Annotated in this window: 18 protein-coding genes and 4 tRNA genes; 12 read left to right on the forward strand and 10 right to left on the reverse strand. The window is 73.2% G+C overall.

Annotation, left to right across the window (positions count from 1 at the left end; genetic code table 11):
- Positions 1-17: 17 nt before the first annotated feature.
- The gene (glmS, locus tag KME79_RS29155; protein ID WP_219547579.1) at positions 18-1,838 is read right to left on the reverse strand and encodes a glutamine--fructose-6-phosphate transaminase (isomerizing); all 1,821 of its coding nucleotides are present in this window, start codon (positions 1,836-1,838) and stop codon (positions 18-20) included.
- A 9-nt stretch (positions 1,839-1,847) separates the two neighbouring features.
- Complete coding sequence (locus KME79_RS29160; RefSeq protein WP_261808452.1) at positions 1,848-2,123, reverse strand: hypothetical protein; 276 nt, start codon at positions 2,121-2,123, stop codon at positions 1,848-1,850.
- Between the two features lie 182 nt (positions 2,124-2,305).
- Between KME79_RS29160 and KME79_RS45440 the strand changes: the two genes are divergently transcribed.
- The 8 genes from KME79_RS45440 (at position 2,306) to KME79_RS29200 (ending at position 7,939) form a co-directional block, all read left to right on the forward strand.
- Entirely contained in the window at positions 2,306-4,933 is a 2,628-nt protein-coding gene (locus KME79_RS45440; RefSeq protein WP_246640617.1) for an N-acetylmuramoyl-L-alanine amidase, read from the forward strand.
- Positions 4,934-5,019: 86 nt separating this feature from the next.
- Positions 5,020-5,091 (forward strand) — tRNA-Gly (locus KME79_RS29170).
- A 15-nt stretch (positions 5,092-5,106) separates the two neighbouring features.
- A tRNA-Cys gene (locus KME79_RS29175) sits at positions 5,107-5,177 on the forward strand.
- 51 nt (positions 5,178-5,228) lie between these two features.
- A tRNA-Gly gene (locus tag KME79_RS29180) sits at positions 5,229-5,300 on the forward strand.
- A gap of 19 nt (positions 5,301-5,319) precedes the next feature.
- A tRNA-Val gene (locus tag KME79_RS29185) sits at positions 5,320-5,391 on the forward strand.
- A 221-nt stretch (positions 5,392-5,612) separates the two neighbouring features.
- Positions 5,613-6,428, forward strand: a complete 816-nt coding sequence (locus tag KME79_RS29190; RefSeq protein WP_148034451.1) for a mechanosensitive ion channel family protein — start codon at positions 5,613-5,615, stop codon at positions 6,426-6,428.
- 272 nt (positions 6,429-6,700) lie between these two features.
- Positions 6,701-6,970, forward strand: a complete 270-nt coding sequence (locus KME79_RS29195) for a hypothetical protein (RefSeq protein ID WP_219547583.1) — start codon at positions 6,701-6,703, stop codon at positions 6,968-6,970.
- Between the two features lie 48 nt (positions 6,971-7,018).
- Entirely contained in the window at positions 7,019-7,939 is a 921-nt protein-coding gene (locus KME79_RS29200; RefSeq protein ID WP_308249090.1) for a ribose-phosphate diphosphokinase, read from the forward strand.
- A 16-nt stretch (positions 7,940-7,955) separates the two neighbouring features.
- On the opposite strand, the gene KME79_RS29205 is transcribed toward KME79_RS29200, so the two are convergent.
- From KME79_RS29205 to KME79_RS29230, 6 genes are all read right to left on the reverse strand, one after another.
- Positions 7,956-8,267, reverse strand: coding sequence for a DUF6401 family natural product biosynthesis protein (locus tag KME79_RS29205; RefSeq protein WP_219547587.1), 312 nt, complete (start codon positions 8,265-8,267; stop codon positions 7,956-7,958).
- A gap of 30 nt (positions 8,268-8,297) precedes the next feature.
- Positions 8,298-9,431, reverse strand: a complete 1,134-nt coding sequence (gene pcaDC / locus KME79_RS29210) for a bifunctional 3-oxoadipate enol-lactonase/4-carboxymuconolactone decarboxylase PcaDC (protein WP_219547589.1) — start codon at positions 9,429-9,431, stop codon at positions 8,298-8,300.
- Complete coding sequence (locus KME79_RS29215; RefSeq protein ID WP_308249091.1) at positions 9,428-10,795, reverse strand: lyase family protein; 1,368 nt, start codon at positions 10,793-10,795, stop codon at positions 9,428-9,430. The genes pcaDC and KME79_RS29215 overlap by 4 nt, the downstream gene beginning before the upstream one ends.
- A 223-nt stretch (positions 10,796-11,018) precedes the next feature.
- Positions 11,019-11,510 (reverse strand): dioxygenase family protein, encoded by a 492-nt coding sequence (locus KME79_RS29220; protein ID WP_148030660.1) that lies wholly within the window; start codon positions 11,508-11,510, stop codon positions 11,019-11,021.
- Positions 11,510-12,175 carry a protocatechuate 3,4-dioxygenase subunit beta gene (pcaH, locus tag KME79_RS29225; protein ID WP_148030659.1) on the reverse strand — a complete coding sequence of 222 codons (666 nt, stop codon included), beginning with the start codon at positions 12,173-12,175 and terminating at the stop codon, positions 11,510-11,512. The genes KME79_RS29220 and pcaH overlap by 1 nt, the downstream gene beginning before the upstream one ends.
- Positions 12,176-12,189: 14 nt before the next feature.
- A complete protein-coding gene (locus KME79_RS29230) occupies positions 12,190-13,347 on the reverse strand; it encodes a 4-hydroxybenzoate 3-monooxygenase (protein WP_219547591.1) in 1,158 nt (385 codons plus the stop codon).
- 80 nt (positions 13,348-13,427) lie between these two features.
- Between KME79_RS29230 and KME79_RS29235 the strand changes: the two genes are divergently transcribed.
- From KME79_RS29235 to KME79_RS29250, 4 genes are all read left to right on the forward strand, one after another.
- Entirely contained in the window at positions 13,428-14,183 is a 756-nt protein-coding gene (locus tag KME79_RS29235) for an IclR family transcriptional regulator (protein WP_148030657.1), read from the forward strand.
- 28 nt (positions 14,184-14,211) lie between these two features.
- Positions 14,212-15,054 carry an SDR family oxidoreductase gene (locus KME79_RS29240; protein WP_219547593.1) on the forward strand — a complete coding sequence of 281 codons (843 nt, stop codon included), beginning with the start codon at positions 14,212-14,214 and terminating at the stop codon, positions 15,052-15,054.
- A gap of 88 nt (positions 15,055-15,142) precedes the next feature.
- Positions 15,143-15,718, forward strand: a complete 576-nt coding sequence (locus KME79_RS29245) for a helix-turn-helix domain-containing protein (protein WP_148030655.1) — start codon at positions 15,143-15,145, stop codon at positions 15,716-15,718.
- A 77-nt stretch (positions 15,719-15,795) separates the two neighbouring features.
- Positions 15,796-17,211 carry an NAD(P)/FAD-dependent oxidoreductase gene (locus KME79_RS29250; protein ID WP_148030654.1) on the forward strand — a complete coding sequence of 472 codons (1,416 nt, stop codon included), beginning with the start codon at positions 15,796-15,798 and terminating at the stop codon, positions 17,209-17,211.
- Here KME79_RS29250 and ligD read toward each other — a convergent pair.
- Both ligD and KME79_RS29260 read right to left on the reverse strand, forming a co-directional pair.
- Positions 17,208-18,389, reverse strand: coding sequence for a non-homologous end-joining DNA ligase (ligD, locus tag KME79_RS29255; protein WP_148030653.1), 1,182 nt, complete (start codon positions 18,387-18,389; stop codon positions 17,208-17,210). The genes KME79_RS29250 and ligD overlap by 4 nt on opposite strands.
- Before the next feature lie 131 nt (positions 18,390-18,520).
- Positions 18,521-21,793 carry an ATP-binding protein gene (locus KME79_RS29260; protein WP_219547595.1) on the reverse strand — a complete coding sequence of 1,091 codons (3,273 nt, stop codon included), beginning with the start codon at positions 21,791-21,793 and terminating at the stop codon, positions 18,521-18,523.
- Positions 21,794-21,828: the final 35 nt, after the last annotated feature.

Below are 21,828 nucleotides of genomic sequence, written 5' to 3' on the forward strand. Positions count from 1 at the left end.
CTAACCCCCTCTTGCCGCTATTCCACCGTGACACTCTTGGCCAGGTTGCGCGGCTTGTCCACGTCCCTGCCGAGGGCCACCGCGGCGTGGTAGGCCAGCAGCTGGAGCGGGATCGTGAGCAGGATCGGGTCCAGCTCGATCTCGTTCTTGGGCACCACGATGCAGTCCTCGGCCAGCTTGGTGTCCGGTTCGCGGTGGCCGACCATCAGCACGCTGCCGCCGCGGGCGCGGATCTCGCCGAGCGTGGTGAGGTTCTTGTCGAGCAGCTCGTCGTCGGGGACGACCGCCACCGTCGGCATCTCCGGGCCGATCAGCGCGAGCGGGCCGTGCTTGAGCTCGCTGGCCGGATAGGCCTCGGCGTGCACGTACGAGATCTCCTTGAGCTTCTGGGCGCCCTCGCGGGCCACCGGATAGCCGCGGACCCGGCCGACGAACATCATGCTCGCGTGCTTGGCGTACTTCTGCGCCAGCTCGGCGATCTTGTCGCCCTGGGTGAGGATCTCCTCGATCTGGCCCGGCAGCCTGCGCAGGCCCTCGCAGATGCGCCGGCCGTCGGCCGGCGACAGGTCGCGCACCCGGCCCAGGTGCAGGGCGAGCAGCGCGAACGCGACCGCGGTCGAGGTGAACGCCTTGGTCGAGGCCACCGACACCTCAGGGCCCGCGTGCAGGTAGACGCCGCCGTCGACCTCGCGGGCGATGGCGCTGCCGACCGCGTTGACGATGCCGATCACCCGGCCGCCCTTGCGCTTGAGCTCCTGCACGGCGGCGAGCGTGTCGTAGGTCTCGCCGGACTGGCTGATGGCGACGTAGAGCGTGTCCTGCTCGACGACGGGGTTGCGGTAGCGGAACTCGCTGGCGGGCTCGGCGTCGGCCGGGATCCGGGCCAGCTCCTCGATCAGCTGGGCGCCGATCTGGCCGGAGTAGTACGCCGAACCGCAGCCGATGACCTTCACCCGGCGGAAGGAGCGGGTCTCGCGGGCGTTCATGTTGAGCCCGCCCAGGTGGGCCACGTTGAAGCGCTCGTCCAGGCGGCCGCTCATCGTGCGGGCGGTGGTCTCGGGCTGCTCGGAGATCTCCTTGAGCAGGTAGTGCTCGTAGCCGCCGGTGTCGTAGTGACCGGCGTCCCAGTCGACGGTCAGCGGCTCCTTGGCGGTCTCGCGGGCGTCGCTGGCGAAGGTGTGGAACCCGTCGGCGCGCAGCACGGCCAGCTCGCCGTCCTCCAGGTGGACCACCTGGCGGGTGTAGCGGACGAGCGCGGCCACGTCGGAGGCGGCGAACATCTCCTTCTCGCCGATGCCGAGCACGATCGGGCTGCCGTTGCGGGCCACGACCACCTCGCCCGGCCGCTCGGCGTCGATCACCGCGATCCCGTACGTGCCGACGACGCTCTTGAGCGACTTTCGTACGGCCTCCTCAAGGGAGTCGTTCTCGTCGACGGCGGCGGCGATCAGGTGGGCGAGCACCTCGGTGTCGGTCTCGGACCGGAACTCCACGCCGTCGGCGACGAGCTTGGCCCGCAGCTCCCCGGCGTTCTCGATGATGCCGTTGTGCACCACCGCGATGCGCTCATCGCCCGACAGGTGCGGATGCGCGTTCTCGTCGCTGGGCACGCCGTGCGTCGCCCACCGGGTGTGGCCGATACCGAGAGCGCCCTTGAACCTGGCCGGCACCACCTTGGCCAGGTCGGCGACCCTGCCCTTGACCTTGCGGACCTTGAGTCCTTTGCTGGAGACGACGATCCCGGCCGAGTCGTAGCCGCGGTACTCCAGCCGCTGCAGCCCTTCGAGCAGGATGGGTGCCGCGTCCTTCGGCCCCACGTACGCGACGATTCCGCACATCCGAGTCTCCTATCCGTAGACGATCCGGCGCAGTTGCCGCAGCGACAGCTCGGGCGCCGCCACCCGGCGGGCCCTCAGCTCGGCGGCGATCCTGGGAAAGATCTCATCGTTGGTGAAGCCACGGGCCTGCAACTCCCCGTGGCGACGCCGGACGAACTCCTCCGAGGGCTCGGAGAAGTACGACAGCACGTCGGCCACCACGCGCGCCGCCTCGCCGGGCCCGAGCGGGCTCGTCCGGGTGAGGTGGACGATGAGGTCCTCGTAGGGATGCCGCGCCGTAGACACAGACGAGGACATTACGCAGATGGAACGAGACACGCCAACATCCTGCCCGATATCGGGCAGAAATCAGCTCCGGCGAGGGCTCGGCTTCTCCCAATCAGGTGTGCGGCTTTAGGTAGATCCCATGCGGGCGCGGGAATGGTGACGCACAGTGTTCGCGTCGTACCGTCGCGTGGAGGTCCGTCATGCTGTTGCAGGTCGCCGTCGCCGCCGCCGTCCTGGCCGGCCAGCCGGGGGGACGCCAGGACGACTTCGCCTCGGCGGCCAGGGAGTACGGGGTGCCGGTCAGCGTGCTCCTGGGCGTGTCGTACCTGCAGTCGCGCTGGGACGCGCACGCGGGCGAGCCCTCCACGGCGGGCGGTTACGGCCCCATGCACCTGCTGGACCCCGCGCTCATCACGGGCGCCGGTCCCCGCTCCGGCGGCCGGCCGCACGGCCCCCTCCCCCGCGCCGCCGCGCCGGGCCACCAGCACGGCGACGCCCGCGGCGACTCCGCCCGCCCCCGCCCGCACCTGGATCCCCCGGGCAAACCTGCCGCACTGTCCGGCGCCCTGACGGCGGGCCCGGCGGAAGGCAAGGGGACGACACCCCACGAGACCACCCGGCCGGCATCCGGCTCCCAGCGAGCGACCTCGAAAGAGGCGGCGCGGACCGGAAGCGGCGATCGGCGAGAGGCGGCGCCGCCCGGAAGCGGCGATCGGAGGGAGGCGGCGCGCCCTGGAAGCGGCGATCGGGGCGCGGCCCGCGGCGAGGGGGCGCGGTCCGGAAGCGGCGATCGGGGAGTGACCTCGGGAGAGTCGGCCTCGTCCGGAGGCGACTGGGGGGCGACTCTCGGGGAGGCGGCGCGGTTGACGGGGGTCAGCGTCGAGCGGCTGCGGAGGGACGCCGCCGCGAACATCCGGGCCGGCGCCGCCCTGCTCGCGTCCTACCAGGGCGTGCCCAGCGCCGACCCGGCCCGCTGGCACGCCGCGGTCGCCCGCTACTCGGGCTCGCGCGCGTTCGCCGACGAGGTGCTGCGGGTGATCCGCGACGGCGCGGCCCGACGGGCGGACGACGGCTCCCTGGTCCGGCTGCCCGCGCACCCCGCGCTCCGCTCCCCCGTCCGCCCGCCCGCTCCGGGGGAGGGGGCCGAGTGCCCGCCGTCGCTGGAGTGCCGGTGGATGCCCGCCGCGTACGCCAGGACCGGCGAGCAGGACTACGGCAACCACGACCGCATGAGCCGCCCCCGCCGTATCGACTACATCGTCATCCACGACACCGAGGGCCCCTTCCGGGGCATCCCACGCCTGATCCGCGACCCGGAGTACGTGAGCTGGCACTACACGATCCGCTCCCGCGACGGCCAGATCGCCCAGCACGTGAAGACCCGCGACATCGCCTGGCACGCCGGCAACTGGGACGTCAACACCCGCTCGGTCGGCATCGAGCACGAGGGCTACCTGGCCAGGGGCGGCACCTGGTACACCGAGGCCATGTACCGCGCGTCGGCCCGGCTGGTCCGCCACCTGGCCGCCGAGCACGACATCCCGCTCGACCGGGCGCACATCCTGGGCCACGACAACGTCCCCGGCACCACCCCGGACACCCTCGCGACCATGCACGAGGACCCCGGCCCCTACTGGGACTGGGCCCACTACTTCGACCTGCTCGACGCCCCCTTCGACAAGCGCCCCCGGCGACTCGACCCCCTGAGGAAGGCAGCCACCGACGAGCCCGCCACCTCGTACGGCGAAGAACCAGACCACCCCGACACGACCAGTCCCTCCCACGCCCAGCCTCCGGCGGCCCCAGCCATACGCGACCACACCACCACAGACCTGCCCATGCACCACACCGCCGCGGACCCGGCCGCGCACGACGGAACCGCCACGGACCCTGCCACGCACCACCACACCCCTGCGGATCCGGCCGCACATGACCAGACCACCGCGGACCCTGCCACGCACCACCACACCCCTGCAGACCTAGCCGCGCATGACCGGACCGCCGCGGATCCGGCCGCGCGTGATCAGACCGCCGCCGACACCATCGGGCTTGATCAGCTCGCGGAGGACGCGGTCGTGCGCGGTCAGAGCGGCCCGGTCGTGCGTGACCAGACCTCCATGCGCGACCAGACCGCCGCAAGCTCGGTCATGCGTGATGGGGTCGGGTTCGGCAGGGTTGTGCGGGAACGGCCCGGGCGTGGGGGATCCGTCCTGATCCTGCCGGAGTACGACGAGCACCGGCCGCGTTTCACCGGCTGCAAGAGCGCCAAGCCCGACCGGCCGTGCCCGCCGCACGGCGCGTCCGCGGTGTGGCTGCACACGGCGCCCCGCCACGACGCGCCGCTGGTGGACGACATCGGCAAGCGCGTCGGCGAGCCCAGCACGTACAGCGTCTACGACCACAGCGCCCGCGCCTCCGCCGGGCAGCGGTTCGCGGTGGCCGGGCGGCGCGGCGACTGGACGGCCATCTGGTATCTCGGCCGCCGTGCCTGGTTCCACGACCCGCACGAGCACCCGACCGCCGTCCGCGCCCGCGGCCCCGTGGTGGTCCCGCGCAACCCGGACGTCAAGGTGTACGGGCGCGCCTACCCGGAGAAGTCGGCCTATCGCGGCACGGGTGTCGCCTACCAGCCTCATGTCGCGCTCCCGTACCGGATCGGCCCCGGCGAGGCGTACACGGTCGGCGACACCCTGACCGGTTCGTACCATGCGGCCGGATACAAGCCCGCGAGCCACGTCACCGTGAGGGGCAGGCAGCGCTACCACCAGATCCAGCTCGGCCACCGCGTCGCGTTCGTCAAGGCGGAGGACGTCCGCCTCGTCCGCTGATTTTCGCCCCGGGAGCTGCTCCATGGACACGGGCACTCCCGGAAAGCGATATGGTTTTCTTCGTAACCGGCTGGCGCCGGAGACACGCGGAAGTGGCTCAGGGGTAGAGCATCACCTTGCCAAGGTGAGGGTCGCGGGTTCGAATCCCGTCTTCCGCTCGGAGTTCAACTCCTGGTGGAGTGGCCGAGAGGCGAGGCAGCGGCCTGCAAAGCCGTCTACACGGGTTCAAATCCCGTCTCCACCTCGGCAGATTCGGCGGATCTCACGAGATCCGCTAAGGTAAGAGCAGTGCCATGCGGAAGTGGCTCAGGGGTAGAGCATCACCTTGCCAAGGTGAGGGTCGCGGGTTCGAATCCCGTCTTCCGCTCTGAGTGACAACTCAATACGGACGATTAGCTCAGCGGGAGAGCGCTTCCCTGACACGGAAGAGGTCACTGGTTCAATCCCAGTATCGTCCACCCCACAAAGCCCCAGATTCTGGCACCCGCCAGGTCTGGGGCTTTCTCGTTGCACCGGGCCAGGGCGAATCATCGAGCGGTCTTGACCTCAAGGGCATCCATCATCACGCTCTGTTTACCATTTGGCCGCTTCTGCGCAGATTATGTCACGCTGCGTGCATATAGCCACTCCGAGCGGGTAGCGCGCTGACATTGGCTCCTCGGAGGGGGAAACCGTGGACATCAACATAGGCCAGGGCATATCCGATGCCTGGCGAATGATCGCGACATTCGTACCAAGACTCATCGCGTTCCTGGTCATACTCATCATCGGCTGGATCGTGGCGAAGCTGCTGGAGAAGGTCGTCGACAAGGTTCTGGAGCGGGTCGGGTTCGACCGGGCCGTCCAGCGCAGTGGCGTGCAGAGGTGGCTGGAGCGCAGCCAGTACGACGCGAGCAGCCTGCTCGCCAGGATCGTCTTCTATGCGATCATCCTGGTCACCCTGCAGATCGCGTTCAGCGTGTTCGGGCCGAACCCGATCTCCGCGCTGCTGAACGCCGTGGTGGCGTGGCTGCCCATGGCGATCGTGGCCATCGTGATCATCGTGGTGGCCGGAGCGATCGCGAAGGCCGTCGGCGACATCATCAGGGGCGCGCTCGGCGGGCTGTCCTACGGCCGCCTGCTGGCCGTGGCCGCGGAAGTGTTCATCTGGGCGCTGGGTATCATCGCCGCGCTCAACCAGATCGGCGTGGCCACGGCGGTCACCACCCCGGTCCTGATCGCGGCGCTCGCCACAGTGGGCGCGATCGCGGCCATCGGCGTCGGCGGCGGGCTCGTGCGGCCCATGCAGCAGCGGTGGGAGCGCTGGCTCAGCCGGATCGAGGAGGAGGCGCCGCAGGCCAGGGCGCACGCGGAGGCGTACCAGCAGGGGCGTGAGCACGCCCGTGCCATGACGCCCGAGGAGATGGCCGAGCGCGGCACGTCGGAGCAGCGGATCACGCCGCAGACCGGCACCGGGACGGTCGGCTCCACCCGGCCGGACATCCGGGAGCCCTGACTCCCGCCGCCCTCCGGGACGATGCGGGGGCGGCCGGGCCGACTCGGCCCGGCCGCGACCCCGCGTTCACCGGGGGCCGTGCTGGTCATAGGCGACGGACCCGCACCCGAAGGCTGAACGAGCTCATGGCAGAGGCGAGCGGGCGGTTCGAGATCCCGCCCACCGACCCCTCCGCATCACCAACAGGCGGAAAGGAGGTCTGGACGCTGTGACACGGCGCCGACCCTGGGCAGGGGAAAAGCAGAGCGAGCGCTTCCTGAGAGGTGGGTCAGATGTCCGAGCCCCAGCCTGACGTGGTTTCTTCAGAAGAACGAACTCATGCGCTCGAGGCCGAGCTGAACGCTCTCAGGGCCCGGGCCGACAAAGTCGACCAGCAGCTCCAGGCGTTGGCGGAGGCGAGTCTGGCCCTGGCCCGCGGCCTGGAGAGCCCGCCGGTGGAGGAGCCCGGGCAGCCGCATGCGGAGCGGGCCGCACGACTCGCCCACGAGCTGCTGCTCGCGGCCGGCCTGGGCCGGAGGGGGAGCGAGGGCAGCGAGGGGTAGGCGCCCCGCCAGGAGCGGAGGTGGACCACACCGATGACACTGCAGATCGTGGCGGGAACGGCCAACCACGCGCTGGCCGGCTCCGTGGCCGGGATTCTCGGCATCGCGCCGGTCTCCGCGGCGGTGGAGCGATTTCCGGACGGAGAGCTCCGGCCCGTCGTGGGCGGGATGCGGGGTGCGGACGTCTATCTGGTTCAACCCACGAGCCCGCCGGTCAACGAACACGTGATGGAGTCGCTGTTGCTGATCGACGCCTGCCGTCGGGCGGGCGCGGCGCAGATCACCGCGGTCATGCCGTACTTCGGATACGCCCGTCAGGACCGTCGTGGCCGGTCCGGGCAGGCGATCGGAATCCGCGTCGTCGCGGACGCGCTCGCGTCGGCCGGGATGCGGCGTCTGATCGTGACGGATCCGCACACGACCGCGCTGGAGGCGATCTGCGCTGTTCCGGTGGAGATGCTGACGGCCGTGCCGTCCCTCGCCCGCGTGCTGGGTGAGCAGGTGCCGGACGAGGCCGTGGTGGTGGCGCCTGATCTCGGCGCGGTCAAGCTGGCGGAGCATTACGGCGCTCTGCTGTCGTGTCCTGTGGCGGTGGTGCGCAAGACCAGGCTGAGCGGGACACGTGTGGTCGCCGAGGAACTGGTGGGGGATGTACGGGATCGTCCGGTGGTCATCGTCGACGACATGATCAGTACGGGCGGCACCATCGAGGCTGCCGCGGAGGTGGTGGCCGGCCACGGTGCCGCGCCGGAGATCGTGGTGGTGGCGACGCACGGGTTGTTCGTGGCATCGGCGGCCGAGCGCCTCAACCGTGGCATGATCCGGCGGATCCTGGTCACCGACACCGTCGCGCAGCGGCCCGACTCGGGGATGCCGCTTGATGTGTGCTCGGTGGCGCCGCTCCTGGCCGATGCCATCGGGCGCCTGTACCGGAACGAGCCGCTGGACCAGCTGCCGGCGCGGGCATGACGGGCCCGCGGACGGCCTAGGCGGGGAGGTCGCCGGTGAGGAAGCCGTGCCGGTGGGCGAGCCAGCACGCGGCCGTCAGGCGGAGCGCCGGAGGGTCGGGCAGGCCGTCGTAGAACCAGCCCCACTCGCGCAGTCCGTCCAGGAAGCCCAGCACGTAGTCGCCCAGGATCTCGGGGTCGAGCGGGATCGTGTCCCGCAGGATCGCGGCGTGCTGGTCCACCGCGGCGACCAGCGCGGGGTCGGTGGCCATCCTGGCGAGCTGGTCCTGGCCCAGCTCCCCCATCACCCACTGCAGGGGCGCAGCCGCCCACCCATCCTCGAAATGCACCTTTAAACCATAAACCACCCCAAAACCCTTTTACCCTTCGGCGTCGATGTCCGCGAGCGTGCGCTGCGCCACCGCGAAGGCCGAGTTGGCCGCCGGGACCCCGCAGTAGACGGCGGTCTGCAGCAGCACCTCCTTGATCTCCTCGCGGGTGAGACCGTTCCGCAGAGCCGCCCGTACGTGCATCGCGAGCTCTTCCATGTGACCGCGCGCCACCAGCGCGGTGAGCGTGGCGACGCTGCGGGCGCGCCGGTCGAGGCCGGGACGGTTCCAGATCTCGTCCCAGGCGTAGCGGGTGATGAGATCCTGGAAGTCGCGGGTGAAGTCGGTGATGGCGGCGTTGGCCCGGTCGACGTGCGCGCCGCCGAGCACCTCGCGCCGGGTCCGCATCCCGTCGGCCCGGCTCTCCCCCGCGGCCTTGCCCGCGCCCGCCGGCCAGGTGTCGGAGAGGTGGCGCAGGATCGCGGCCGTCGCCGGGACCGGACGCTGGACGGTCGCCAGGTGCGAGGCCGCCGGGATGGCCGCGAGCAGGGCGCCCGGGATGCCGGTGGTCAGGGTGAGCGCGTGCTCCAGCGGCGTCGCCGGGTCGTCGGCCCCCGCTATGATCAGCGCGGGCGCGGCGATCTCCGGCAGCCCGGTCCTCAGGTCGTAACCGGCCAGCGCCTCGCAGCAGGCGGCGTAGGACTCGTCGTCGACCTGGCCGAGCATGTCGATGACCCAGCCTCCGTCGTACCCGTCGGTGAACCAGCGTGAGGCCAGCACGGGCCCGAGCGACCGCACGCCCGCGTTCCGTACCTGTGCCGCCCGCTCCCGCCAGGGGCCCGGCTCGCCGAACCTGGCGGACGAGCAGCACATGATCAGGCTCCGCACCCGCTCCGGCGCCCTGAGCGCGGCGGTCGCGGCGACCGCGCCGCCGACCGAGATCCCGCCGATGGCGAAGTACGGCTCGTCCACGAGGTCGAGCACGGCCAGGGCCAGGTCGTCGAGTGTGAACCCGCCGGCCGCGGGCGAGCCGCCGTGCCCCGGCAGGTCGTACCGGAGCACCCGCCACCGGTCGGTCAGCGCCGGCAGCTGCGGCTTCCAGACGTCCAGGGTGGTGCCCAGCGACGGGCCGAGCACGAGCAGCGGCCCGCCGGCGGGGCCGTCGACGCGATGATGGAGCTTCACTGGTGTCCTTCTCTGTCTCGGTACGCGGCCAGGACTCGGTCGGTGAGGGCCGGGGCCGCGCCCAGGTAGCCGGACGGGTCCAGCAGGTCGGCGGGGGCGTCGAGGGGGCCGTCCCGGCGGAGCGTCCCGGTGAGCGCGTCCCGGCCGAGGTGGGCGGCCAGGCGTTCGGAGACGATGCGGCCGCCGGTGAGCCCGGCGTTGGCGCGCATCTGGCCCGGGAAGACCTGGAGGCCGGCGGTCAGTTCCGCGGCGGTCTCCGCGGCGCCGCCGGTCAGCCGCAGGCACTCGCGGAGCGGGCTCCACTCGGCCTGCCAGGCGCCCGCCGCGCGTTCGTGCTCCCCCACCTGGGCCAGCGCCTGCGCGTAGACGGGGACCTGGAGCGAGGCGGCGCGGATCAGGACGGACAGGGCGGGGTTGCGCTTGTGCGGCATGGCGGACGAGCCGCCCGGTGACGCCTCGGCCACCTCGCCGACCTCGGTCTGCGACATGAGCACGACGTCGGCGGCGATCTTGCCGAGCGCCGTCGACACCCCGGCCAGCGCCGCGCCCAGGTCGGCGACGACCGACCGTTCGGCGTGCCACGGGATCTCGGGCGCGACCAGCCCGGTCTCCTGGGCGAACAACTCGACGACGCGCAGGGCCCGTTCCCCTGCCGAAGGCGGGTGTCCACCGACGCCAGAGGCCGCCCGCCCTTCACGCGTACGACCTTCGCCGGGCTGGTGTGGAGTGGGAGAGGGTGTCTCTGCGGCTCCCGCTCCTTCGGGAGACTGGGCGCTCGTGGGAGGGCCTTCGGCGGCTTCGGTGAGGGCGGAGAGGGTGCCGGCGGCGCCGCCGAGCTGGGCGGGGAGGGGGACGGCCGCCAGGCGGTCGCGGGCGCGCAGGACGCCTGCCAGCCAGGTGGCCGCCTTCAGGCCGAAGGTGGTGGGGACGGCCTGCTGGCCCAGCGTGCGGGCGGCCATCACCGTGGTGCGGTGCCGCTCCGCCAGGCCGGCCAGGGACGCCGCGACGGCGTCGAGGTCGGCGAGGATGGCTTCGGACGCCCGGCGGGCGACCAGCATCGCGGCGGTGTCCAGGATGTCCTGGCTGGTGGCGCCCAGGTGCACATGGGAGGCCGCCGCGGCGGCGGCCACGCGCAGGTCGGACACCAGCGGCACGACGGGGTTGGCCGACCGGCGGGCGCGTCGGGCCAGGGCGGGCACGTCCACGTCCAGCTCCGCCGCCGCGCGGCCGATCAGCGCCGCCGCCTCCTCCGGCACCAGGCCCGCCCGCGCCTGCGCTCGGGTCAAGGCCGCCTCGGCGTCCAGCATCGCCCGTACCCAGGCCTGGTCGGACGTCAGCTCCTCGACGCGGACGCCCGCACGCACCGGCGCCAGAAGCCCGCTATCGAGCGCCCCGGAACCCTCTCCGGAGCCGCCCGCGACGGCGGCGGTCCCCCAGGAGGCGGCACCAGAACCCCCGGACGCGCCCGCTGCCGCACCGCCGGAACCTCCGGAAGCGGCGCCAGAACCTCGGGACGCGCCCGCTGCCGCGCCACCGGAGCCCCCGGAGGGAGCGCCGGAACCCCCCGACGCGCTGTCGGGGGTGTCGTCAGAAGTCAAGGAACACCGTCTCCCCTTCGCCCTGCAGGCGTACGTCGAACTCGTAGGTGTCCCCCTTCCCCGTCGCGAGGAGTGTCGCACGCCTGGCCGGGTCGAGTCCGTCCAGCAGCGGGTCAGGAAGGTCCTCCAGGTACACGCGGGTCAGGACGGAGCGCAGCAGGCCGCGGGCGAAGATCTGCAAGGAGAGGTACGGCCCGGAGGGACGGATGGTTCGAAAGCGGTAGCGGCCGTCGGGATCGGTGGCGCAGCGGCCGAATCCGGACACGCCGCCGTCGCCGCGGCGGAGCGCGCCCCGGTCGCCGGTGCGGCCGAGCCACAGCTCCAGCAGCGCGTCAGGGACCGGCTCGCCGGCGCCGTCCCAGACGCGGCCGGTGAGCGTGATCGCCTCCGGGTGCCGCTCGGGGACGAGCTCCCAGTCGTGCTCGTACGGGAGCGCGTGCGCGAAGAAGGGGCCGACGGTCTGCGAGGGGGTCGCGGGCATCAGGACTCCATGGGGGTACGGCCGAGGACGACGTCGAAGGTGTAGCCGAGCGCCCACTCGGGCTGGGTGACGTCGTGCGCGTACGAGGACACGAGCCGCTGGCGGGCCGCCTCGTCCGGGATGGACTGCATGATCGGGTCGAACGGCATGAGCGGGTCGCCGGGGAAGTACATCTGGGTGACGAGCCGCTGGGTGAAGGCGGTGCCGAACACCGAGAAGTGGATGTGGGCGGGCCGCCAGGCGTTCGGGTGGTTGCGCCACGGGTACGCGCCCGGCTTGATCGTGACGAACCGGTAGCGGCCCTCGTCGTCGGTGAGGCAGCGGCCGGCGCCGGTGAAGTTCGGGTCGAGCGGCGCCGGGTGCTGGTCGCCCGCGTGCGCGTACCGTCCGGCGGAGTTGGCCTGCCAGACCTCCACGAGCGTGCCGCGGACCGGGCGTCCGCCGTCGTCCAGGATGCGGCCGGTGACGATGATCCGCTCACCGATCGGCTCGCCGGCGTGCTGCCGGGTCAGGTCGGCGTCCAGGGAGCCGACCTCGTCGTGCCCGAAGACGGGGCTGCTCAGCTCGATCGCGTCGGGGTCGGCCTTGAACGCCACCGGGGGCCGCGACGGGGCGCGCAGCACGGTGCTCTGGTAGCCGGGATACAGGTAGGGCGGATGAGTCATGGTCTGTCCTTCGGTCACCATTCGTAGCCGACGTAGTTCTCCGCCAAGGTGGTCGCCGCCGCCTCGGACGAGGTCACGTAGTCCAGGTAGGAGAGCTGCAGCCGCCGCCCGTAGGCGTCGTCGGAGTCGAACGTGTGCAGCAGCGTCGTCATCCACCAGGAGAAGTGCTGGGCCCGCCAGACCCGCTTGAGGCAGGCGGCGGAGTAGCCGTCGAGCAGTTCGGCCGAGCCGTCCTCGAAGTACGCCGCCAGCGCCTCGGTCAGCACGCGCACGTCGGCGACGGCCAGGTTGAGGCCCTTGGCGCCGGTGGGCGGCACGATGTGGGCGGCGTCGCCGGCCAGGTAGAGCCTGCCGTACTGCATGGGCTCCACGACGAAGGAGCGCATCGGCGTGACGCCCTTCTCCACGATCTCGCCGGTGGTGAGGGTGAAGCCGGGCACGGTCTCCAGGCGGGCCTTCAGCTCGTCCCAGACGCGCCCATCGGGCCAGTCTTCGACGTCGGCGTCCGGCGGCACCTGCAGATAGAAGCGGCTCACCGTGGGCGAGCGCATGCTGTGCAGGGCGAAGCCGCGCTCGTTGCGCGCGTAGATGAGTTCCTCGGACGAGGGCGCGACGTTGGCGAGGATGCCGAGCCAGGCGAACGGGTACTCGCGCTCGTACGCGGTCAGCACGCCCTCGGGCACGGCCGGTCTGGACACGCCGTGGAAGCCGTCGCAGCCGGCGATCACGTCGCAGTCGAGCCGCTCGCCGCCGAAGGTCAGGTAGGGCCGGTCCTCCAGGGAGTGCAGCGCCACGTCCTCGACCTCGAACCGGATGTCGCCGCCCGCCTCCAGCCTGGCGGCGATGAGGTCCTTGACCACTTCCTGCTGCCCGTACACGGTGATGGCCCGGCCGGGCACCAGCTTCTCGAACGGGACGCGGTGTCCCGCGCCGCCGTACCTGAGCTCGATGCCGTGGTGCGGCAGCCCCTCCCGGAGCATCCGCCCGCCGACGCCCGCCTCGACGAGCGTGTCCACCGTGCCCTGCTCCAGCACCCCGGCGCGGACGCGCCGCTCGACGTAGTCGCGGCTACGCCTCTCCAGCACCACCGAGGAGATGCCGCGCAGGTGGAGCAGGTGAGACAGGAGCAGGCCGGCGGGGCCGGCTCCGATGATCCCTACCTGAGTCCGCATGCGGAAAGCATCCTGCCTTCCCGCCCCGCGGATCGAGGGGGCGCTTCCACTGAGCGGAAGAATCCTGCGAGGATGGGCGCATGGCAGGTGGAGCACGGGAGCCGGGCAGGAGCGTGACGTCCAAGGTCCTGGCGATCCTCGGCGCGTTCGACGCCGCGCACCCGCGGCTGACGCTCACCGAGGTGGCGGCGCGCAGCGGGGTGCCGCTGACGACGGCGCACCGGCTGGTGGGCGAGCTGGAGCGGTGGCAGGCGCTCGGCCGCGGCCCCGACGGGCGGCTGAGCGTGGGGCTGCGGCTGTGGGAGCTGGGGCAGCTCGCGCCCGGCCGGCTGCAGGACCTGGCGCACCCGTGGCTGCAGGAGGTGTTCGCCGGCACCGGCGAGAACGTCCACCTGGCCGTCCGCGAGGGCCTGGAGGTGCTGTACGTCGACAAGGTGTACGGGCGGCGGGCGGTGCCGATCGTGTCCAGGGCGGGCGGGCGGCTGCCGATGCACCCGACCGGGGTGGGCAAGGCGCTGCTGGCCTACGAGCCCGACTGGTTCGTCCGCGCCTATCTGGCGCGCGAGCTGGAGCGGCCCACCCCGCACACCATCACCGAGCCGGGCCGGCTGGCCCGCGAGCTGTCCACGGTCCGCGCCCAGGGATACGCGCTCACGTACGAGGAGATGACCTTGGGCTCCTGCTCGGCCGCCGCCCCGGTGCTGGTGGAGGGCCGGGCCATCGCCGCGCTGGGCATCGTGCTGGCCTCCCGCCGGGCCCGCGAGCTGCCGCGCCTGGTCGACATCCTGCGCACGGCGGCGGGGGGCATCGCCGAGTCGTACTCCGCCGCCGCCTGAACCCGCAGGTGGGGGGTAGTAGCCCGGCATGCGCATTCTGATGTCGGGAGCGGGCGGGGCGCTGGGCAGGGCGACCGTGCCCGCCCTGGTCAAGGCGGGTCACGAGGTCCGCGCGCTGGGCCGGGGACCTGGTGAAGGCGGCGACTCCCGGTGGTTCCCCGGCGAGCGGGTGAAGGACGCCGTGCGCGGCTGCGACGCCGTCCTGCTCCTGCCTGAGCGGCGCGCGGACCCGGCGGCCGCTCGCGCGCTGGTGGCCGCCGCGTGCGGGGCGGGCGTGCCGCACCTGCTGCGGGTGGCGGCGCCGGCGACCGGACGGGAGCGCCGGCGCCGGGAGGACGCCGAACGCGTCGTCAGGAGCAGCGGCCTGGGCTGGACCCTCGTCCGCCACAGCCACCTGCACCAGTCGCTGGACCTGCTGCTGCGGCAGTGGGCCGCCTCTCCCGTGCTCCCGGTGGACCCGTCGCTGCCCTGGCAGCCGGTGGACGCCCGGGAGGTGGCCGGCTACCTGACGGGGCTGCTGGCGGGCGAGCCGCGCCGGGCGGCGCTCGCGTACGGCGGCCCGGAGGTGCTCAGCACCTCCGAGCTGGTCAGGACCTGGCTCAGGGCGCGCGGGCTGCGCCGTCTGTGCCCGCGGGTGCGCTATCCCGGCAAGGCGGCGGCCGAGCAGCGGGCGGGCTGGCTGATGGTCAGGAACGCCCCGCTGGGCACGCTCGGGTGGCGGGAGTGGCTGACGCCGGCGGCCGAGCTGTCGGACGACTTCGCCGAGGAGCACACCGCGTCGCCGACCAGCCCGGCGAACCAGCCGGAGCGCGATCCGGATGTGCGGGTGTACGGCGGCGACGAGGGTTACCAGCGGCAGACCCGGGCGTAGTATGCCGTTTTGCTGGGGTTTCTCCTAACCTGTACGGTCCCTTCCGTTACACTGAACACCTTGTTCAGTGCCGCCGACCGAGGGTTCGATGACGGAGCCAGAGACCGCCCGCCTGGGTGCGCGCATCCGGACGTACCGGAACATGCGCCGCATGACCGTGCGCGGACTGGCCGTCGAGGCGAAGGCGAGCCCGAGCTTCATCAGCCAGCTTGAGCGCGGCCGGACCAGCGCCAGCATCGGCATGCTCAGGCGGATCGCCACGGCGCTCGGCCTGACCGTGGCCGACCTGTTCAGCGAGGAGGACGAGATCGGGCACCGCGTGGTGCGCCGCCCGTCGCGTCCCGAGTTACGCACCGCCCCCGGCACCCGCAAGTACCTGATCTCCCAGCGTCCTCTCCAGAACGTGGAGGTGTACGCGGGCGAGTTCGACCCCGGTGCCTCCACCGGGGACGAGCCGTACTCCCACGGCGAGTCGCAGGAGATCCTCCTCGTGCTCCACGGCCGGATCACCGTGTGGCTCGGCCCGTCGGGCTCTGCCTCCCCGCACGTGCTCGGGCCGGGTGACAGCGTGGAGTACCGGACCTCGGTGCCGCACCGCGTGGCCAACGAGGGCGACCAGCCGGCCGAGGTCATCTGGGTGATCAGCCCGCCCACCCCGGCCTGAGCACCCGGATCACCGACGGGGCGCCCGGCTCCGTTCCTCTCTTCCCCACTAGCCTGACATGGAAGGCGGTTTCAGACGTGAATGGGATCCCGCTGACGGGGGACTTCGCCAACGGCGGGGTCTCGTTCTGGTACCGGCAGGCCGGACTGCCGGCGCGCCGGGCGCCGCTGCCCGGCCCGCGCGTGTACGACGTGGCGATCGTGGGCGGCGGTTACACCGGCCTGTGGACGGCCTACTACCTGAAGAAGGCCCAGCCTGACCTGCGGATCGCCGTGCTGGAGAAGGAGTTCGCCGGGTTCGGCGCGTCCGGCCGCAACGGGGGCTGGCTGTCGGCGGAGTTCGCCGGGTCGCGCAAGCGGCACGCCAGGGCGCGCGGCCGCCAGGCCATGATCGACCTGCAGCACGCCATGTTCCGCGCGGTGGACGAGGTCATCGACGTGGCCCGTGAGGAGGGCATCGACGCCGACGTCCACAAGGGCGGGCTGGTGCACGCCGCCACCAACCCGGCGCAGCGCCGCCGCCTCCGCGCCGAGGTCGCCGACCTGCGCACGTGGGGGTACGGCGAGGACGACATGCGCCTGATGGACCGCGACGAGATGGGCGAGCGGCTGCACGTGGCCGGCGCCATCGAGGGCGCCTACTCGCCGCACTGCGCCCGCATCCAGCCGGCCAAGCTGGCGATCGGGCTGGCCCGCGCCGCCGAGGCGCTGGGCGTGGACATCTTCGAGAGCACCACGGTGACCGAGATCCGCCCGCGCGAGGCGGGCCGGGCGTCGGCCGTCACCACGCGCGGCACGGTCACGGCCGAGTACGTGATCCGCGCGACGGAGGGCTTCACCGCCAGCCTGACGGGCCAGCACCGGCAGTGGCTGCCGATGAACAGCTCGATGATCGTCACCGAGCCGCTGCCCGCCGAGATGTGGAAGCACATCGGCTGGTCGGGCAACGAACTGCTCGGCGACCAGGCGCACGGCTACATCTACGCGCAGCGCACGGCCGACGACCGGATCGCCATCGGCGGGCGGGGCGTGCCCTACCGGTACGGGTCGCGTACCGACGTCTGGGGGGCCACGCAGGCGCAGACGGTCGCGTCGCTCTGGCGGATGCTCGTCAAGTTGTTCCCGGCCACCGCCGACGCGCGGGTGCAGCACGCGTGGTGCGGCGTGCTCGGGGTGCCGCGCGACTGGTGCTCGACGGTGCACCTGGACCACGAGACGGGGCTCGGCTGGGCGGGCGGCTACGTCGGCAGCGGCGTGACCACCACCAACCTGGCCGGGCGCACGCTGCGCGACCTGGTGCTGCGGCGCGACACCGAGCTGACGTCGCTGCCGTGGGTGGGCCGCCAGGTGCGGCAGTGGGAGCCGGAGCCGCTGCGCTGGATCGGCGTGCAGCTGATCTACGCCCTCTACAGGGCCGCCGACCGGAGCGAGAACGACCACGGCACCACCACCTCGCCCTACGCCCGCATCGCCGACCTGATCTCCGGCCGCTAACTCCAGGGGTCGTAGTCGACCTCCAGCGGCTCCTGCGGCGGGCGCTCCGCCTCGGGGACGTGCTGGAGGTTGACGCGAATCCGGTACCACACACTGCTGCGCCCGCGCATGCCGTCGACCAGCACGTCGGCGGGCTCCAGCCGGGCGGCGACGCCGGGGTGGCGGGCCTTCCAGCGTTCGAGGCCGGCCAGCGCCTCGTCCTTGTGCTGGGCCTTGGCGATCTCGATGACGGGTCTGGTCTGCCGCCTGCGGCCGGTGCCCTTGGGCGGCTTGGCCGGCGGGCCGAGCTCCTCGGCGAGCGCGAGCAGGCCGTCGAGGGAGCCGGGGTGCAGGTCCATGTCCTCCCACGGGTCGCCCGACTCGGCCAGCCGGGCGGGAACGGTGTCGACGGTGAACGCCTCCGGCCGGCAGCCCGGCACCTCGTCCCAGGTGAGCGGGGTGGAGACGCGGGCGTCGGGGACGGCGCGCACCGAGTAGGCGGAGGCGACGGTGCGGTCGTAGGCGTTCTGGTTGAAGTCGACGAACACGCCGTGGCGCTCCTCCTTCCACCACCGGCTGGTGGCCAGGTCGGGGGCGCGCCGCTCGACCTCGCGGGCCACGGTCTCGGCCGCCTTGCGCACCTGGGCGAACGGCCAACGCCGGTCGATGCGGGCGTAGACGTGGAAGCCGCGCGAGCCGGACGTCTTGGGCCAGGCGGTCAGGCCGTGGTCGGCGAGCACCTCGCGGGCCACCTGGGCGGTGCGCAGCACGTCGTCCCACTCGACGCCGGGCACCGGGTCGAGGTCGATGCGCAACTCGTCGGGGTGGGCCAGGTCGTCGGCGCGCACGGGGTGCGGGTTGAGGTCGACGCACCCGAGGTTGACCACCCAGGCGAGCTGGGCCAGATCGGTGCAGACGACCTCCTCGGCGCTCAGCCCTGACCGGTATTTCAGCTCGGCCACCTCGATCCAGCCGGGCCGCTTGGCGGGGGCGCGCTTCTGGAAGAACGGCTCCTCCTCCACGCCGCGCACGAACCGCTTGAGCACCATCGGCCGCCCGTGGACGCCGCGCAGCGCCGCCTCGCCCACGGCCTGGTAGTAACGCACCAGGTCGAGCTTGGTGTGGCCGGTGCGGGGAAAGATCACCTTGTCGGGGCTGGTGATGCGGACTTCGCGGCCGGCGACCTCGATGTCAGACATGTGGTCACGATACGCGCACCCCCCGACATCCCCACGGCACCGGCACGACGCGCTTCCGGACAAGGAGACGCTGTCCCGGCCCGATCGGCGCGGGCTGGACGGGGTGCGTGCCGTTCCGGCTGGGGCAGGTTCTATGACCGGAGGTCCGCTCGTTCGATGGCGGACTGCCACTGGTCGTGGCTGTGCTGCTCCCAGTACGGCAGGCCCAGCCGCTGGTGCGCGGCGATCGCGGCCCGCGCGTGCTCCGCCGCCTCCTCCGTACGGCCGAGCCGGAGCGCGAGCTGGGCCAGCGCGTCGCGGACCGAGCCGAAGACGGCGCTGCCCGAGCCCATCACCACGAGCTGGTCGGCGATGGGCAGCAGCCGGGCGTAGAGGTCGCCGGGCGAGGGGGTGCCGAGCCTGGCGGCGACCAGGCCCCACACCGGCCACAGGAAGTCGGCCGACCAGTCTTCCCGCAGGGTGCCGCCCCATCGGGCGAGCAGCTCGCGGGCCAGGGCCTCACGGCCGTTCTCCAGGGCGGCCAGGATCGCGACGGGGCGTACCGGCGCCATCAGCGCGGGCTCGGCGGCGGCGACCAGCTCGTCCACCAGCCCGGCGGCCTCGCCCCGCGCGCGCCCGCACAGGTAGCGGGCGATGAGGCGGCGCGCGTCCAGGCCCCACAGGCTGGCGCCGTAGCGGGGCGCGGGGAAGCGTTCCAGCAGCGACTCGGCCTCCGCCCAGCGGGCGCGCAGCATGAGCCCGCCCGTCTGCGCCACCCGGACCATCGCCTCCAGCTCGGGCCTGCGCAGCTCGCGCAGGAGCTGCTCGCAGCGGGACAGCTCGTGCTCCCACTCGGCGAGGTCGCCGGCGCGCAGCAGGCACGACATGCGGATGGCGCGGGCGACCAGCCTCTCCTCGCGGCGCAGGCACGGGATGGCGAGCAGCTCGTCGACGGCGCGCAGCCGCTCGTGGTTGCGTCCCGGTACGAACGCGGCCAGGAGGTAATTGTTCAGCGTCCTGGCCAGCAGGGCGGGGTCGCCGGTGGCGCGGGCCAGCTCGACCGCCTCGGCGGCCCGGCGCTCCCCTTCCGCGCGGCGCGGCCCGTAGTGCAGCTCGACGCCGAGCGTGCCGAGCAGGGCCGCCCTGTCGTGGTCGCCGAGCGGGCCGGCGAGCAGGTTCTCCAGCACGTCGGCCAGGTCGTCGTCGACGAACCCGTACGGCCGCCAGTTCCACACGGCGGGTGCGCCGAACGCCGTCACCGCCGGCACCAGCGCCGCCCGGTCGCCGATCCGCTGCGCCTGCGCGATGGCCTCGGCCAGGTCGCGGAACGCGCCCTCGGCGTCGCCGACCGCACGCCTGGCCTGGCCCAGGCCGGTGAGCGTGCGGCAGCGGGCGGCCGAGTCGCCGGGCGGCAGGTGGGCCAGCGCCAGCTCCCACAGCGCGACGGCCTCCTGGTAACCGTGCCGCCCGGCTGCCTGGCGCGCGGCCTCGGTGGCGTACGCGACAGCCTTCCCGGCGGGAGCCAGCGGAGCGGCGGCGGCGAAGTGCGCCGCGAGCACCGCGGGATCGGGACCCGCGCTCCGCCCACCGAGATCCCCACCCCACGCCCGCTCCGCCGACCGGCCCCCGGCATCGGCGCCCGACACCCGTTCGAGGTGTTCGGCGGCGCGGAGGTGGAGGCGGGCGCGGTCGAGGCGGGTGAGGCCGGTGTCGAGGGCCTCGCGGACCAGGGCGTGGGAGAAGCGGTAGCCGGTGGCCGACTCGGTGATCAGGCCGGTGGCGAGGGCGGGCTCCAGAGTGGTCATGACGTCCTCGACCGGACGGCCGGCGAGGGCGGACAGCAGGTCCACGTCCGCCTCGCGGCCCGCCACCGCGGCGGCTTTGAGCAGGTCCTGGGTGGGGCCGGGCAGCCTGGCCAGGCGGCGGCCGATGACGTCGCGGGCGCCGGGCGGCACCCGGTCGCGCTCGCTCTCCGGCAGCCGGAGCAGCTCCTCCAGGTAGAACGGGTTCCCGCCGGACCGGTCGAGCAGCGCCACCGGGTCGGCGCGCACGTCCCGCTGCCGCAGGTAGGCGCGTACCTCGTCGGCGCCGAAGGGGACGAGCGGCAGCCGCAGCCCTTCTCTCGACAGCGCGCCCAGCGTCTCGCCGAGCCGCTCCCGCTGCTCGTCCGGCCGGAGCGTGACGATCGCCAGGGTGGCGGTACGGGGCAGCTCGGCGGAGACGTACTCCAGGAGCTTCAGCGACGAGGCGTCGGCCCAGTGGAGATCCTCCAGCACCAGCAGGGTCGGCTCCTCGCCCAGGTAAGCCAGGACGTCGTCGTACAGGTCGAACAGCTCGGCGTGCGGCCGCGCGGGCAGCACCCCCGCCTGGCGCCAGGGCCAGAACGCGGGCGCGCCGCCCTCGTCGGGGCACCGTCCCCAGACGACCCGGAACCCTCGGGACCCGGCGACGTCGGCGGCGGCGCGGGCCAGGCTCGTCTTCCCGATGCCCGCCTCGCCGCTCACGATGACCAGCCCGCCACGCCCTCCCCTGGCCTCGGCGAGCCGCTCCTCCAGCGCCCGCACCTCTCTCTCCCGCCCGACCAGCCTTTCGCGTCCGCCCTCCCGATGCCGCGCCACCCCGGCCGCCGCACCCGGCTGCGGCCCCGCCTCGGTCGCCGAAGGGGCCTCCAGCTCGGGCGACTGGGTGAGGACAGCCTGTTCCAGACGCCTGAGCGCCGGTCCCGGCTCGATGCCGAGCTCGTCCGACAGCAGCGCGCGCACCCGGCGCAGGGCGGACAGCGCCTCGGCCTGCCGCCCCGCCCGGTAGAGGGCCAGCACCAGCAGCGACCACGCCCGCTCCCGGTACGGGCCGGCCGAGACCAGCTCCTCCAGCTCGGGCACGCTCGCCTCGCCGAGCTCCAGCCGGGCGGCGAGCCGGTCCTCGACCACACCCGAGCGCAGCTCCGACAGCCGCGCCGCCTCCGCCCCGGCGAACCCCAGCCCGGGGAACTCCGCCAGCGGCTCCCCGCGCCACAGCCCGAGCGCGCGGTCCAGCACGCCCGCCGCCTCGGCGGGCCGCCCCGCCGCCAGCAGCCGGCGCCCGTCGGCCGCCCACGCGGCGAACCGGCCCGCGTCGGTCTGGGCCGGCGTGATGTCCAGCAGGTAGCCGGGCTCGCGGGTGAGCAGCAGGCGCGGCGGGGTGCGCGGCCGGCGGCCGGGCTCCAGCACCCGCCGCAGGTGGGAGACGTACGCCTGGAGGGTGGCCGTCGCCTTGGCCGGAGCCTCGCCCGCCCACAGCTCCTCGACGAGCCGGTCCAGCGAGACCGGGCGGCCGGGGCTGAGCGCGAGCATGGCGAGCACGGCCCGCTGCTTGCGGGTGCCGGGGTCCAGCCGCGCCCCCGAGTCGTCGGCCACCTCCAGGGGGCCGAGCAGTCGCACGTCCACGAACCCCAAGTCAACCCCAAGTCAGCCGCAAACAG

Origin of the sequence: Nonomuraea harbinensis, from assembly GCF_019396385.1 — a bacterium.
Lineage (GTDB): Bacteria > Actinomycetota > Actinomycetes > Streptosporangiales > Streptosporangiaceae > Nonomuraea > Nonomuraea ferruginea.